This window comes from Microcoleus sp. CAWBG640, assembly GCF_020883015.1.
GTDB classification, from domain to species: Bacteria; Cyanobacteriota; Cyanobacteriia; order Cyanobacteriales; family Microcoleaceae; genus Microcoleus; species Microcoleus anatoxicus.
Genome location: NZ_JAHRFC010000105.1, coordinates 1 through 14298 on the forward strand (window position 1 = coordinate 1; position 14298 = coordinate 14298).

Annotated in this window: 11 protein-coding genes and 1 pseudogene; 10 read left to right on the plus strand and 2 right to left on the minus strand. The window is 44.8% G+C overall.

What is annotated here, in order from left to right; genetic code table 11:
• The 8 genes from AAFP11_RS26980 to AAFP11_RS27015 form a co-directional block, all read left to right on the plus strand.
• Positions 1-431 (plus strand): TVP38/TMEM64 family protein (locus AAFP11_RS26980; protein WP_341739796.1); only part of this gene is annotated, 431 nt, incomplete at its 5' end.
• A gap of 209 nt (positions 432-640) precedes the next feature.
• Positions 641-3151, plus strand: coding sequence for an ATP-binding protein (locus AAFP11_RS26985; protein WP_341739797.1), 2511 nt, complete (start codon positions 641-643; stop codon positions 3149-3151).
• A 54-nt stretch (positions 3152-3205) separates the two neighbouring features.
• A complete protein-coding gene (locus tag AAFP11_RS26990) occupies positions 3206-4105 on the plus strand; it encodes a class I SAM-dependent methyltransferase (protein WP_341739798.1) in 900 nt (299 codons plus the stop codon).
• Positions 4106-4156: 51 nt separating this feature from the next.
• Positions 4157-4852 (plus strand): HAD family phosphatase, encoded by a 696-nt coding sequence (locus tag AAFP11_RS26995; RefSeq protein WP_341739799.1) that lies wholly within the window; start codon positions 4157-4159, stop codon positions 4850-4852.
• A 236-nt stretch (positions 4853-5088) separates the two neighbouring features.
• Positions 5089-5973, plus strand: a complete 885-nt coding sequence (locus AAFP11_RS27000; RefSeq protein ID WP_341739800.1) for an inositol monophosphatase family protein — start codon at positions 5089-5091, stop codon at positions 5971-5973.
• 287 nt (positions 5974-6260) lie between these two features.
• Positions 6261-6941: a Crp/Fnr family transcriptional regulator gene (locus AAFP11_RS27005; RefSeq protein ID WP_341739801.1), complete on the plus strand. Its 681-nt coding sequence runs from the start codon at positions 6261-6263 to the stop codon at positions 6939-6941.
• Entirely contained in the window at positions 6938-8809 is a 1872-nt protein-coding gene (locus AAFP11_RS27010; protein ID WP_341739802.1) for a M61 family metallopeptidase, read from the plus strand. The genes AAFP11_RS27005 and AAFP11_RS27010 overlap by 4 nt, the downstream gene beginning before the upstream one ends.
• Positions 8810-8909: 100 nt before the next feature.
• Positions 8910-9383, plus strand: coding sequence for a TerB family tellurite resistance protein (locus AAFP11_RS27015; protein ID WP_341739803.1), 474 nt, complete (start codon positions 8910-8912; stop codon positions 9381-9383).
• A gap of 293 nt (positions 9384-9676) precedes the next feature.
• Here the strand turns inward: AAFP11_RS27015 and AAFP11_RS27020 are convergent, their stop codons facing one another.
• Together AAFP11_RS27020 and AAFP11_RS27025 are read right to left on the minus strand one after the other, a co-directional pair.
• Positions 9677-11413: an NAD(P)H-hydrate dehydratase gene (locus tag AAFP11_RS27020; protein ID WP_341739806.1), complete on the minus strand. Its 1737-nt coding sequence runs from the start codon at positions 11411-11413 to the stop codon at positions 9677-9679.
• Between the two features lie 88 nt (positions 11414-11501).
• Positions 11502-11675 (minus strand): annotated as a pseudogene (locus AAFP11_RS27025) (transposase); the annotation flags it as partial.
• Here AAFP11_RS27025 and AAFP11_RS27030 point away from each other — a divergent pair.
• The gene (locus AAFP11_RS27030) at positions 11616-12800 is read left to right on the plus strand and encodes a transposase (protein ID WP_341739804.1); all 1185 of its coding nucleotides are present in this window, start codon (positions 11616-11618) and stop codon (positions 12798-12800) included. The pseudogene AAFP11_RS27025 and the gene AAFP11_RS27030 sit on opposite strands and share 60 nt — an antisense overlap.
• A 54-nt stretch (positions 12801-12854) precedes the next feature.
• Positions 12855-13952: a tRNA 2-thiouridine(34) synthase MnmA gene (gene mnmA, locus AAFP11_RS27035; RefSeq protein ID WP_341739805.1), complete on the plus strand. Its 1098-nt coding sequence runs from the start codon at positions 12855-12857 to the stop codon at positions 13950-13952.
• Positions 13953-14298 lie beyond the last annotated feature (346 nt).

The window sequence follows — 14298 nt, forward strand, 5'->3', positions numbered from 1 at the left end:
TTTTAGGTGCAACTTGTGCTTTTTTAACAGGGCGATATTTAACTCGCGACTGGGTTTCTCAGCAGATACAAGGAAATCAAAAGTTTCAGGCGATCGACTCCGCAGTTGCCTCTGAAGGATGGAAAATAGTGTTACTCACTAGGCTTTCTCCAATTTTTCCGTTTAATTTGCTTAACTATGCTTTTGGGGTTACGCAGGTATCTCTCAGAGACTATTTCTTCGCATCTTGGATCGGTATGATACCCGGAACTGTGATGTATGTTTATATCGGTTCCTTGGCTGGAAGTTTGGCTGCACTGGGAACCCAAGGGCGATCGCGCACCACTGCTGAGTGGCTGCTGTACGGTATTGGTTTGGTAGCAACGATCGCTCTTACAGTTTACGTAACCGGCTTTGCCAAAAAAGCCTTAGAGGAAAAAATCTCATCTTGAATCAGAAACCATGAATTAATATTATTGTCAATAAGTATTTACACTTAATTAAAATTGTATGTTAATTAAGAAAACTCCGTAATTTTTCTGTGTTATTTCAAATTATTTTGTTATACAAACGAGATAGATCCTCAAATATTACCTAAAGTAACAATTAATTCTAAAATCTAAAATCTCAAATCGAGCGACTAAAAAGAGAAAAATTGACGATGCAAAACTCAGCAAATCAATCCTGCGCTGTGTCTGCACAGCCTCCCAAGCAAACAAAAAAGCTGCGCCACTTATGCCAAAAAATTGGCATAAGTGCTCGAACACGCTGGCAGCAACTGCACAGCCTTTGGGAACACAGACGACATCGCCGCCACTTGCTGACTCTGCTAATTCTGGGTGGCACCGCTTTAAGTATTAGCACCACTGCTTGCATCAGCTATTTTGTGGTGCGCGGACTAATTCTGGATAATTTAAAAGAAATAGCACTATTAAAACTAGAAAAAGGTAGCGATGAAATCGATAACTGGCTCAGCATTCGCAAAGCAGAAATAGAAACCATCGCTTATTCTCCCACTCTTCGTACTCTAAATTGGACCTTGGCTGAACCTATTTTACAAGGAGAAACCTACAGATTAAAAGAATATTTTGTCCTGTCATTGATTCAAGCAAATGGGTCGGTACAAAACACTTTAGGTACTAGCACAAACAGCAAAGACCGCCAACATTTTAAAATAGCCATGTCGGGAAAAGTAAACGTTTCTGACCCCTTGGTAGGCAGGAGTACAAAGGTTTCTACAATCATCATTGCAGCTCCCATTTGGGCATTGCCTCCCACTCCCAACAAAGCAATTGGAGTGATTGCAGGTAGCATCAAAGTAGACCGAGTAGCCAAGGTGGCAAAAAGCTTGTACTACGGTTCAGAAAGTTATGCTTTTGCGCTAAATTCCCAAGGAGTCCCCATTGTACACCCCAACAATAATTTAATTGGAAATATCGACGAACCCGCCCCTAGTTTTTTAAACTCACCAGACCATGCACTAGCAGCAATTGCGCGTAAAATGACCGCTCGCCAAACGAATATAGAACTGGTAAAAATAGATGAAAAATGGGTTTATGTCGCCTATACACCCCTGCATGAAGTTAACTGGTCAATGGCTTTAGTAATTCCCCGCGAAAATATTGAATCTCAACTACAAGCATTAAATTTGTTGACCTTCGTTGCTGGTGGACTGCTTGGTCCGGCAATGTTAGCAGCAATTTGGGTAATTTACTCCTCGGAAAACAATCGCGCTCAAGCCGAGAGAGAAGCCATGTTGAACCGGATTTCTGGACGCATTCGTGCTTCCCTAGAATTAGAGAAAATCGTACAAAGTACAGTGGAAGAAATAGTAATTTTGCTGCATTTAGAACAAGCCGGATTTGGTTGGTACGAACCGGAAGAGCAAATGTTACAAATTATGTGGGAATATTGTAAGTCAGAGCATCCACACCCCAGAAAACAGTTTGCTCCTTACTGCGTAAATAATTTGTCATTGCCGCTAGAAAAAAGCGAGCAAATTATGCTTCCTGCCGATAGTTTTTTATCAGAAAAAAACTTAGATTTACAATTAAAACGTAACAGTTATTTAGCTGTACCAGTCCTGACTCAAAGTCAGTCCCACGGTTATTTAATTTGCAGTCATGCTAGTCACTGGTTTTGGAGTAAAGAAGAAGTTCAATTATTAAAAGCTGTAGCAGACCAACTGGCGATCGCCATTACTCAATCTCATCTTTACAGCCAAACTCAAGACCAAGTAAAACTGCTCAACAGCACCTTAACTGAACTCAAAAAAACTCAAACTCACTTAGTGCAAAGTGAAAAAATGTCATCCCTAGGTCAAATGGTAGCCGGGATAGCCCACGAAATCAATAACCCCGTTAACTTCATTTTTGCTAACTTGCCCTATACCACAAAATATACTACTGACTTATTAGAATTGGTGAGTTTATACAAACAAGCTTTTCCAGAAATTCCACCGGAAATTGAAGATTTTGCCACAGAAATTGAGTTGGATTTTATCGAAGAAGATTTGCCGCAAATGTTAAATTCTATGAAAATAGGAACTGAGCGGATTCGCAATATAGTTCTTTCCTTACGCAACTTTTCTAGACTGGACGAATCCGACAAAAAGCTAGCCGATATTCACGAAGGTATTGACAATACCTTGCTGCTGCTATCCAATCGGATTAAAAATGGAATTTATGTAGTCAAACACTACGGAGATTTACCGTTAGTAGAGTGCTATCCTTCACAGCTAAATCAGGTGTTTATGAACTTGCTCAGCAATGCGATCGATGCTTTGTTTGAGAGCAATCGCCGGGATAAAATTATTACTATTTCTACAGCATTGCTGAGAGAAAATGGTGCTAAGTTTATCAAAGTGGCGATCGCCGATAACGGTCCGGGAATTCCTGAGAAAATTAAAGATCAAATTTTCAACCCGTTTTTTACGACTAAACCCGTTGGCAAAGGCACGGGTTTAGGGTTAGCGATCAGCTATAAAATTGTAGTGGACGGACATGGTGGCACCATCAATATTTCTACACCTCCTGGCCGTGGCACGGAATTTTCGGTTAAAATTCCTTTTCATAAGGGCAAGCAAGAAGCCAGAAGCAAGAAGGAAACGCTACCATTGGGGGGGACAATAGGGGAAGGAAGAAGGAAAAAGGAAGAAGTCAGTAGTCTGTAGTTGAAGTTCCTTGCTATTGGCTAGGATTAAAAAGTTAATATTGAGAGGAGTTTTATGGCGGTTGGCAAGGAGACAATTTTTGAACGCTTTTTATCGCCCTTAATTCGACTGGCGATCGACGAAGAAGCAATCGGACGATTCTACCAAAGTATCGACTGGGAAACAGCAGCCGGGAGCTACCGACAACCAGACCTAGTTTATCCTGAATATTACAGCAGCCAAAACTTTCATGGCATTAAAGGCGGCTACCTCAATCCCAGTGCCGCCGTTTCCTACGATCCCATTACCCAATATGTTTTGCCTCCTAACGAAACAGTCGTCAGACAAGGCTTAATTGATGCAGTACGGGTTAAACCGCGTCGCATTATCGATTTGGGATGCGGCACCGGTTCAACCACCCTCCTGCTCAAGCAAACCTTTCCCGAAGCGGAAGTTATCGGCCTCGACTTATCGCCTTATATGTTGGTAGTAGCCGACATGAAAGCTCAAAAAGCCGGATGCAACATCCAGTGGTGTCACGGTAATGCCGAAAGCGTGGGTTTTCCCGATGGTAGCTTCGATTTAGTGGCTGCTTCCTTGCTGTTTCATGAGACACCACCTGCTGTGTCGCAGGCTATTTTGCGAGAAAGTTTCCGATTGCTGGGAGTTGGGGGACAAGTAGTAATTTTGGACGGGAATCAGAAAACTTTGCGCCAGACAGAGTGGCTGACTGATATCTTTGAGGAGCCTTATATTAAGTCTTACGCAGTGGGTAGCATTGATGCTTGGATGGGAGCAGCGGGCTTCTGCTCAGTACAAACTCAGGATCACTGGTGGGTACATCAGGTGACGCAAGGCGTGAAACCTCTTCCGGGTCAAAATTTGGAGGAGGTGCGGGCGGCTTGGGAGTGGAATTGGCTCGATCGCACTCCTGATGTTGATGGCGATTTACAAGGCTTTCCCACTCCTGCTTGAGAATCATAAATAATAAAGCATCAATAATGAATAACAAATAACAAATAACTCATGACTCTCAAAGCAGTTTTCTTTGATTTTAACGGCGTGATTATTCATGACGAGCAGATGCACGAGCAAATAATCGATAAATTGATGCTGGAGGAAAATCTTCAGCTCAAACGCGGTGAGTTTCGAGCAGTTTGTTTGGGAAAGAGCGATCGAGGTTGCATTGTCCAATTATTGAGTAGCAGAGGGCGTTTTGTCACAGAAGTTTACCTCCAACGGTTGTTACTCCGCAAAGCCCAAGCTTATCAAGCCAGAATAGATAGTCTGGAAACATTGCCGATTTATCCAGGTTTAGCAGAGTTTATTGCTAAAATTCGGGCAGCCGGACTCAAAATGGCCATAGTCAGTGGGGCTATGCGATCGGATATAGAATTAGTTTTAAATCTGGCTGGTTTGACAGAAAACTTTGAATTCATGGTCACAGGGGATGATATAACGGCGAGCAAACCAGCACCAGACGGCTATCTGTTGGCTGTGGAATTGATGAATCAGCAATATCCAGGCTGGAACCTGCAACCGGGGGAGTGTTTGGCGGTGGAAAATAGTTTGGCGGGGATTGAAGCGGCAAAAACAGCGGGGATTCAGGTATTGGGTGTCACTCACACTTACCCGTTTCATATGATCCAGCGCCAAGCTAATTGGACGGTGGACTTTTTTGCAGATTTGGAATTGGAGCGAGTCCAAGAACTTTGTTTATAATAGAAATACAAGGTAATTGATGGTAAATTTTCCACAAATTTTCCACAAAATTAATCTAAAAATTAGCGATTATTTATTTTACTAAAAAAGCTCTAATAATCAATTTACCATATTAAATTCCTATTGGCGATCGCCAGAGGTCTCCTCCGCCCGATGCTCGTAGACTATTAGACATCTCCCATAATTCCTGTGGAACAGGCCAAACAGTTTGTTGTTCACAGGTTTTTTGAGACCAGATGTCTATTGTGGAACACTCAACCAGACTTGATATCATGTATATTACTCCTGACCAAGACCAAAAAATTCGTTCCACCCTGCGGGAGTGCGGTGCACAAGCTCAAAAACTCGCAGCAGAACCCTTTGAAGTTTGCGAGAAAGGGCCCAACGACTACGTAACCAGTATCGATCGATTCTTAGACCAACAGCTATCCACCGCCTTTGGTGCATTGTTTCCTGAAGACGGTATAATTACTGAGGAAAATGCCGCATCCAGAGCAGCTTACCTGGGTAATTACAAAAGCCTCTGGTGCATTGACCCCCTAGACGGCACCGAAGAATTTATTCAAGGGAAACTCCACTATGCCCTGATGGTGGGGCTCCTGCAAGAGGGGGAACCGGTAGCGGGTTGGATCTACGCTCCGGCTTTTGAGCAGATGTACTTCGGCGGGAAAGATTGGGGCTTGTTCCAAACCCTTGGAGACTCGAAGCCTTCTGCGATCGCCCTGCACAAATCACCGGCTCCGACAGCAGATAGTTGTAAAATTGTCCTGGGAGATAAAGATCAGAAAAACTACGGTATGGCGATCGCTCAAATCATACCTGGTGTCGAATTTTATTCCCTCGGCAGCTTTGGCTTAAAAGTTCTCGAAGTCATCAGCGGTAGAGCCGGTTTGTACCTCTACTTCAACGGTAGAGTCAAAGTGTGGGATACCGCAGGCCCTCTCGCCCTAGCCAAGGCAGCCGGATTAGTCTGCTGCGACTTGGAAGGTCAACCTCTGCGGTGGACTCCCGATGCTCTCGATCCCGCAAGTCTGGCCCACTCTCAGGCGATCGCGATCGGCCAGCCGGAGTACATAGAATCTCTGTTACCAAAAGTTCGCATAGCAGTAGGAGGGCGCTAGACCAGTTGACTATGAAAGAATCTGTGGATTTGGCGTCAAGCCCGCCTGAGCCCTCCGATCCGTAAACTGGGTTGAAAACCTCGTCCTTCCCCAGGGCGGCTTTTGTGAATCAGTGCCACCAGTCCTATGGTCTAATGTAAAAAGTCGGGATAGGGCATTGCCACGACTCTAAATGGACAGGTCGGGAGAGTGAAACTACTTGGGTAGGATCACCTTTCGGAAGTGTCAAGAATCACCGCCCTCACAGTGCGGTGAGGATGTCAAATTTCCTACCTCAGCGAACTTGCATGAAGACAGAAGCTTTCAGTGAGCTTTTCCCCCTGTTTAAGGGTGCTAACCCAGAAACCTTGGGAGGGCTACTATCCAATGCCGTCAAGCACGAGTATCCCGCAGGCAGAGCCGTTTTGATGGAGGATTCTTGGGGTAACGCTATTTACTTTGTAGTTTCCGGGTGGGTCAAAGTCAGACACCTGTCTGGCGATCGAGCCGTATCAATGGCTATTTTGGGTAGGGGTGCATTCTTCGGCGAAATGGCGATTCTGGACGAATCTCCGCGATCGAATGACGTACTTGCTTTATCACCCGTGCGACTGATCAGCGTTACGGCTCAGCGATTTATCCAAACCCTGTTCAAAGATCCGCAGTTGCACCACCGAATGCTGCAACTGATGGTACGGCGACTCCGCCAAACAAATCTCCGGTATCAACTCCGCAACCGCCAGCCAGCGGTTAAACTAGCAAATACCTTAGTCGAGCTGGCAGAAAACTACGGTCAGAAAACTGCCCAGGGCAAAGATATCTTTAATATCCCCTATGAAGACTTAGCGGACATTACAGAAATCACCCTAGATGAAACCAGCAAAATTATGGAAAAACTCGATAGCAAAGGCTGGATTAGTGTCGATCCCGAACGCCAAACTATCCATTTGATTAACCTCAAGCACTTGATGAATTTAGCAAGTCAATGACTGATGTCACCTCTTTGGATACCTCGTTGGTTGCCGCGAATCTTTCAAAGCAACCTCAAGCACCGACCATTGAATATTCCGTGGCGATGCCCAATCCTGAATCTCACTTGTTTGAAGTGACTTTGCGCGTGCAAGGTTGGTCCGAGCCGATGATGGATTTAAAAATGCCTGTCTGGACTCCCGGTTCTTACTTGGTTCGAGAGTACGCCAAACACCTGCAAGATTTTCGCTCGACCACTGAGGGCGATCGCTCCTTATCTTGGCGCAAACAAAGCAAAAATCACTGGCAAATCGAGACTAATTTGGTTTCTAATGTAACAGTTAATTACCGAATTTTTGCTAACGAACTGACAGTGCGAACCAATCATTTAGATTCAACTCACGGTTATTTCAATCCCGCAGCTCTGTGCTTTTTCTTGCCAGGATTTGAGAGCAATTCTTACAGGATAAAAATTGTCACGCCACGACCAGAATGGCGGATAGTTACTACTTTACCACCCGTTTCTGGGGAACCCTATACTTTCGAGGCGGTGGATTTTGACACTCTCGTAGACACTCCTTTTGAAATTGGCTGTCACGATTTGTACGATTTTGAAGTAATGGGGAAAAACCACCAGCTAGTTGTGTGGGGCAAAGGTAATTTACAACCGGAACAGGTAATTCGAGATATCCAAAAAGTGATCGAAGTCGAAGCGAAAATGTTTGGCGGTTTGCCCTACGACCGTTATGTATTTTTACTACATTTGTCAGGCTCAGGTTTTGGGGGATTGGAACACAAAGATAGTTGCACTCTCAATTATCCGCGTTTTGGTTTTCGGAATAAAGACAAGTACGATCGCTTTATGCAGTTGGTGGCCCACGAATTTTTTCACCTCTGGAATGTCAAGCGCATCCGACCGAAAGCTCTAGAAGTATTTGATTACAACCAAGAAAGCTATACTACTTCTTTGTGGTTCTCCGAAGGGACCACGAGTTATTACGATTTAGTGATTCCTTTTCGCTCAGGTCTCTACGGCGTGAAGGGTTTTTTGCAGGGTCTAAGTAAGGAAATTACTCGCTTGCAAACCATTCCTGGGCGGAAAGTACAATCTGCTAGCGAGTCTAGTTGGGATACTTGGATTAAGCTGTACCGCAGGGATAGTAATAGCGATAATTCGCAAATTTCTTATTACTTAAAAGGGGAGTTAGTATCGTTTTTACTTGACTTATTAATTAGGGCAAAACACGGCAATGAGCGCTCGTTGGATGATGTAATGCGTTTGATGTGGCATAAATTTGGTCAGGGAAATTTAGCTCAAAACAGTGGAACTAAAAAATCTGTAATTCCAGGGAACGGGGAATTACTTGATAATTCATTACCCTCAGAAATTGGTTTTACTCCTGAACAGTTACAAGAGGCGATCGAGTCGGTAGCTGGTATGGATTTGAGTGATTTTTTTGCGCGCTATATTGACGGTACCCAAGAGTTGCCCTACAACCAATATCTCGTACCTTTTGGGCTGGAACTTGTGGTAGATGAAACTAACGAAGTTCCTAGCCTGGGTTGGACTTTGGGAGTCGAAAACGGGCGGGACATGGTTAAATTTGTCGAAGCTGGAGCTCCCGCACAGTTGGCGGGAATTGACGCTGGGGACGAGTTACTGGCGATCGACGGTTTTCGAGTAAATGCAGAACAAGCGAGCGAGAGGCTGAAAGATTATCGGCCTGGGGACACGGTAGAGGTGACAGTGTTTCACCAAGACCAACTGCGGACTTGTCGGGTTACTCTCGCCAGCCCGCGGCCAGCCCGCTATCAGATTCTGGCGGTGGAACAGCCAAGTTTGATTCAGAAACAAAACTTTACCGGGTGGCTGGGAGTTGCTTTATAAAAACTGTGACATTATGGTTAGTAGTTATTTATTAGTTGTTATGGGTGGATTCCTACCAATAACAACTAATAAATAACCCATAACCAATAACAAACTTTTTATGCAAACCCCACCTCCTCCATCCATTACACCCCGCCAGATGAACCTGTTAAGAATAGTTGCATCTATGGCCTGGGCTGACGGAGAATTAGCAACAGAAGAAGTCAATTTAATGCTCGATCGCTTTTGCAGTTTATTTGTCGCCGATGTCGATGGTCAACAATTGCAACAAGAACTCCGCGACTATGTGATGCAAAATATTCCTCTAGAGGAGTTGATTTGTCAACTACAAAGTCAGGAAGAAAAAGAATTGGTGCTGCAACTAGGTTATGAGGTGATTGCATCTAGTGCTCGCACTCCCGATGAACCAAAAATTAATGCTGAAGAAGCAGCAGCTTATCAAAAATTAGTGCAATTACTGAATCTTCCAGAGGAGGTTGTCAAGCGGATTGAAGCGGAAGCATCGGCCGCATCTACTTCCGAGGGAATTGTCGAGAAGATGGTTGATAAATTAGAAAATTTAATGAAAGGTTAATTTCGGACTTTCTGCATACTAACTAAGTCAGCCATTCCAGGGCGGGTTCTCCTGCCCACCTCACAATAAATTCACCCTTGGCATCGGAATTATTCAAATCTCTGTTATCTCTTCCTCTGTGTCCTCTGTGTTCTCTGCGGTTAAATCAATCCGAATTCTAGTATCAATCCTTTCAGTTAGATCGATGTATAGCAATCCTAAATCATTTGTGAATTTCTTACTCCCGGACCTTAGTAAGGGGAGGGTTGGGGTGGGGTAAAAGTATTTACGACTCCTGCAAGGATTGCTATAGATTAATAAAATTCCCGCAAAGCTGGGATTAAATACTCGGTCAAAGTAAAAGCATCAACTCCTAATTCTGTCCGTTCTTTGGCAGCCATCATACCCGCTCTAGCGTGCCACCAAACTGCTGTTTCTACCACGGATTTGGGGCAGGATTTGCGGGCGATCGCACCTGCCATCAAACCACCCAACAAACCTGTGAGAACGTCCCCACTGCCACCTCTAGCCAGGGCTGGTGTACTTTCGGGATTGAGGTAAGTGATGGTACGTGAAGCGTAGCTATCCCCTAGGGAATCGCCCTTGTCGTCAAAACAAATACAAACTCTGGCTCCTTTCAACAATACCACTGCACCGGTGAGCTGAGCCGCTTGTTGAGTTGCGGTAATGCGATCGCCCATTTTGTCAGCTAATTCGGGAAATAAACGCTGAAATTCCCCTGGATGAGGTGTGATAATAGTTAGTGCTGAGCGTTCCGACAAAATCGGCACAGTGCCAAGTTGAGCCAGTATATTTAAACCATCGGCATCTAGGACTAAAGGTCGATCGCTCTCTAACACAGATTCTACCGTAATAGCAGCTTCCAACGTCAGACCAGGCCCCGCCGCGATCGCATCATAGATACCCAGATCGATTCCTAGGGGCAAATCCTTAATTGCACCGCTGGAAGTTTCGGGACATCCTATAACTAATGCCTCTGGTAACTGACTGCTCAACATCGGTTTCATCGATATGGGAACAGCAATTGACAGCATTCCCACCCCGCTTGCCCTTGCTCCTAATGCTGACAAAATTGCAGCTCCGCTGTACCGGGCTGAACCTGCAATAATTAGTAGATGACCGTTGGTGTATTTATGAGCAATAGGCGATCGGGGCAACGGCAAATACTGAATTGCAGATGCTGGAGTAATCCGTTGTATTGCCGGAAAATCTCCCAATATCGCCACAATATCTGCCAACGGAATATCAAAATCAATCAACTCAGATGTCCCGATATATTCTAACGCTTTATCTTGCAAAAATGCCAACTTCCACAAACCCAAACATAAGGTATGAGTAGCCCTGATAGCCGTCCCCAAAACTGTGCCTGTATCAGTATGAATTCCCGACGGAATATCAATACTAAAAACAAGTTTATTTAACTTATTGATTGCATCAATCGCGGTGCTAATCGGATGAACTATTTCCCGTTCCAACCCAAATCCAAATAAACCATCTATGAACAAATCGCATTTTTTCAGCGGTTCAATCGTATCAAAAAAAGGAATATTTAAAGAACGCGCATAATCAGAGTGACTTTTTGTGAGTTCTTTAAGTTTAGAAAACGGGCAGTAAATAATTACTGAAAATCCTTGAAAGTGTAATTCGCGGGCCACAACCAAAGCATCGCCGCCATTGTGTCCTGGCCCCACCAATACCCCAATAACCGGGAATTGAAAATTGACGATATCTTTCCCTTGAGACTCCTCTGCTAGATAACCAAATCCCTCATCCCTATTCCCTCTTCTTTCCCCTCTTGGGGGAAGTAGGGAGGAATTGACTTGTTCCCTCGGACTTCTCCCCTTGGGGGCGTGGGGTTCTTCTTTTTCCCTCGGACTTCTTCCCTCGGACTTCAAAAGCGCCTGAATCCGTCTGGCGAGCAGTCCAGCGACTTTTTCCATTAAAGCTGCCGAGGGCATTCCAGCGGCAAAGATTCTGGTTTCTATTTGTCGCATTTGGTCAGCCGAGACAATAAACTTTTCAATAGTCATCATAGTAATACGGGATGCGGGAAACGAGCGAGTCTTTAGACCTTCCTAGGGAAGCGGCGCGGGGGACTTCAGTCCCCGTGTTCTTTCTTTAGTTGGCCGAGTGATGCGGGTCTTCTATATATTTTTTTACAACCTCCCTGCTAATATTGCCTGCCGTACTCACGAAATAGCTGCTCGTCCACAAAGACGGCAGTTTTTTTAGTTGCGGAAACTCCTCTGGCAAATAACGACTGGAGCGACCTTTGAACGACTTAACCACCAACGCAGGTACATCTACTCAGCTAATGGCAGCAAAGGTCAACTGCATTTTAAGCCCAAGCCACCAGGATATCTTACGGGCGCTAAGTTGTTCAAAGTAGCTTATCCTAATTCGGGAGGTTTACAGCCTAAACTTGTTGGGAATCAGTTAAGGTTTTCCTTGGGGTTAACGGTAAAACGATGGTTTGGAGTCTCTGAATTCTTTCTACCTATGCCATCAAATCTTAAGTTTTCAAAGATTAAAGAGTTTACAATTATTCCTAAAAATGGCGCTTTTTACCTGGAAATGTCCTACGAAGTTGAAAAAGAACAATACAATCTAGATATCGGTCAAGCATTGTCAATTGATTTGGGAACTGCTGACAATTTAGCAGCTTGTGTCGATACACTGGGAAATTCCTTCCTGATTGATGCTCGTGCCATAAAAGCGATGAATCAACTGTGGAACAAAAAAGTAGCAACTAGAAAAGAAGGAAAGCCCGAAGGCTATTGGGACAATTGGTTAGACCGTGTAACTCGCCAACGCAATCACCAAATGCGCGATGGGATTAACAAGGCTACAAAGTTGATTGTCAGCCATTGCCTAAAATACGGAATTGGCAACATTGTTTGTGGCTGGAATGAAGGGTTTAAGTCTAGCGTCAATATGGGCAGAGTAAACAATCAAAAGTTTGTTCAAATGCCTTTAGGAAAATTAAAGGATAGACTCAAACAGCTCTGTTATTTATATGGCATTAGGTTTACCGAAACCGAAGAAGCGTATACCTCAAAAGCTAGTTTTCTAGATGGAGACTCCCTACCCAAATATGGTGAAAAACCATTTGGGTGGAAAGCATCTGGAAGACGAATTAAACGTGGATTGTATCAGTCAGCCGATGGAACTGTGGTGAATGCAGACTTAAATGGTTCTGCTAATATTCTGAGAAAAGTAGTCAGTAAGCTAGGTGTAAGCCTTGACCGACTGAATAGACGGTGTTTGACGACCGTAGCGAGAGTTAGACTTTGGGCGTTGCCTATGTCTATTCTGTCTGCAGAATCGAGCGTGTCTTTAGACCGCTTGAGTGTCAAAGGAATGTTAAAATTTCAAAGAACAGCAACAGTAGCAACTTGTAGTATTTTTGTACTATAATAAATTAGCTCGATCGAACGAAGTTCCAGTAAAATAGCCAGTTTTATCCTAACTATGAACAAGATTGTTGTAGGCCTCTCCGGCGGGGTCGATAGTTCCGCAGCAGCCGCAATTCTACACCATCAGGGATATGAAGTGGTGGGTTTAACCCTGTGGCTGATGAAAGGTAAAGGCCAGTGTTGCTCTGAGGGAATGGTCGATGCAGCTAAAATTTGCGAACAGTTGGGCGTTCCTCACCACATAGTTGACAGCCGCGAGGTTTTTCAAGCAAGTATTGTGGATTTTTTGGTGGATGGTTATAGTGCTGGAATTACGCCTTTGCCTTGTTCCCAGTGCAATAAAACTGTGAAGTTCGGCCCGATGCTCAAGTATGCTCGCCAAGAACTCGGAATTGACAAAATTGCTACAGGTCACTACGCTCGGATTACTCATGATACTCTGACAGGTCGCTATCAGTTGCGTCGGGCGATCGACCCTGGCAAAGACCAGTCCTATTTCTTGTACGATTTGACACAAAATTTTCTAGCAGGTACGGAGTTCCCTTTGGGGGAAATTACCAAGACTGAAACTCGCAGAATAGCCGCGGAGTTTGGCTTGACAACTGCTGATAAGCCGGAAAGTCAGGATTTGTGTTTGGTGGAAAGTAACGGTTCCATGCGGGCATTTCTGGATAAATACATTGCTCCGCAAAAGGGTGATATTGTGCACAAGGATGGCCGAGTGCTCGGACAGCACGACGGGATACACCACTATACCATCGGCCAACGCAAGGGACTGGGTATTGCAGCACCTGAACCCCTGTACGTGGTCGAATTGGATGCTGCCAGAAATCGGGTGATTGTGGGCGATCGACTCTTAGCAGTAGAATCCGAGTGTTATGTCCAGCAAGTGAATTGGGTTTCTGTAGCACAGCCAACAGCTCCCATTCGAGCCGAAGTACAGATTCGGTATCGATCGCACCCAGTCCCCGCCACAGTAATTCCCCTAGAATCCTCCCAGGAAGCAGAAAATACTCGCGGTACAAGAGTCAAGTTAATTTTTGACGAACCGCAGTTGAGCATCACGCCCGGACAAGCCGCCGTTTGGTACGAAGGGGACTTGCTTCTTGGCGGCGGACTCATCGAAAAACAAGCAGCATCAAAGGCAGGCTAGAAGCCCGCCCCACCCAAAAATTTAAATTCAGTCCAGGACCCATGGGGGACCAAAAACCCCAGGTGGTTGCCCTTCGACTACGTTTATCCTGAGCCCTTCGACTACGCTCAGGATAAACTACGCCGAAGGGCTCAGGAACCGCGGAGTCGAAACCCTGCGTGAATATTTGTCGAAAAAATCGACGATTTTTGGAAGAAACCGGGTTTTTTGCATAAGTCTTTTGACACTCACTCGGCCTGAAGGCGCGAGGATTCTTAAGATGTTTCCAACTTAATATCCCTGTTTCCAGGGTTCCCAAACTCCTCACGTTTGCTCAATCGAGCGTGAGGATATCTTTTGGGCGTTT

Bases quoted from the DNA above. Each gene is read 5' to 3' on its own strand.
- mnmA (WP_341739805.1), top strand. From the start codon at position 12,855: ATGAACAAGATTGTTGTAGGCCTCTCCGGCGGGGTCGATAGTTCCGCA.
- AAFP11_RS27020 (WP_341739806.1), bottom strand. From the start codon at position 11,413: ATGACTATTGAAAAGTTTATTGTCTCGGCTGACCAAATGCGACAAATA.
- AAFP11_RS26995 (WP_341739799.1), top strand. From the start codon at position 4,157: ATGACTCTCAAAGCAGTTTTCTTTGATTTTAACGGCGTGATTATTCAT.
- AAFP11_RS26985 (WP_341739797.1), top strand. From the start codon at position 641: ATGCAAAACTCAGCAAATCAATCCTGCGCTGTGTCTGCACAGCCTCCC.
- AAFP11_RS27005 (WP_341739801.1), top strand. From the start codon at position 6,261: ATGAAGACAGAAGCTTTCAGTGAGCTTTTCCCCCTGTTTAAGGGTGCT.
- AAFP11_RS27000 (WP_341739800.1), top strand. From the start codon at position 5,089: ATGTCTATTGTGGAACACTCAACCAGACTTGATATCATGTATATTACT.
- AAFP11_RS27015 (WP_341739803.1), top strand. From the start codon at position 8,910: ATGCAAACCCCACCTCCTCCATCCATTACACCCCGCCAGATGAACCTG.
- AAFP11_RS27010 (WP_341739802.1), top strand. From the start codon at position 6,938: ATGACTGATGTCACCTCTTTGGATACCTCGTTGGTTGCCGCGAATCTT.
- AAFP11_RS26990 (WP_341739798.1), top strand. From the start codon at position 3,206: ATGGCGGTTGGCAAGGAGACAATTTTTGAACGCTTTTTATCGCCCTTA.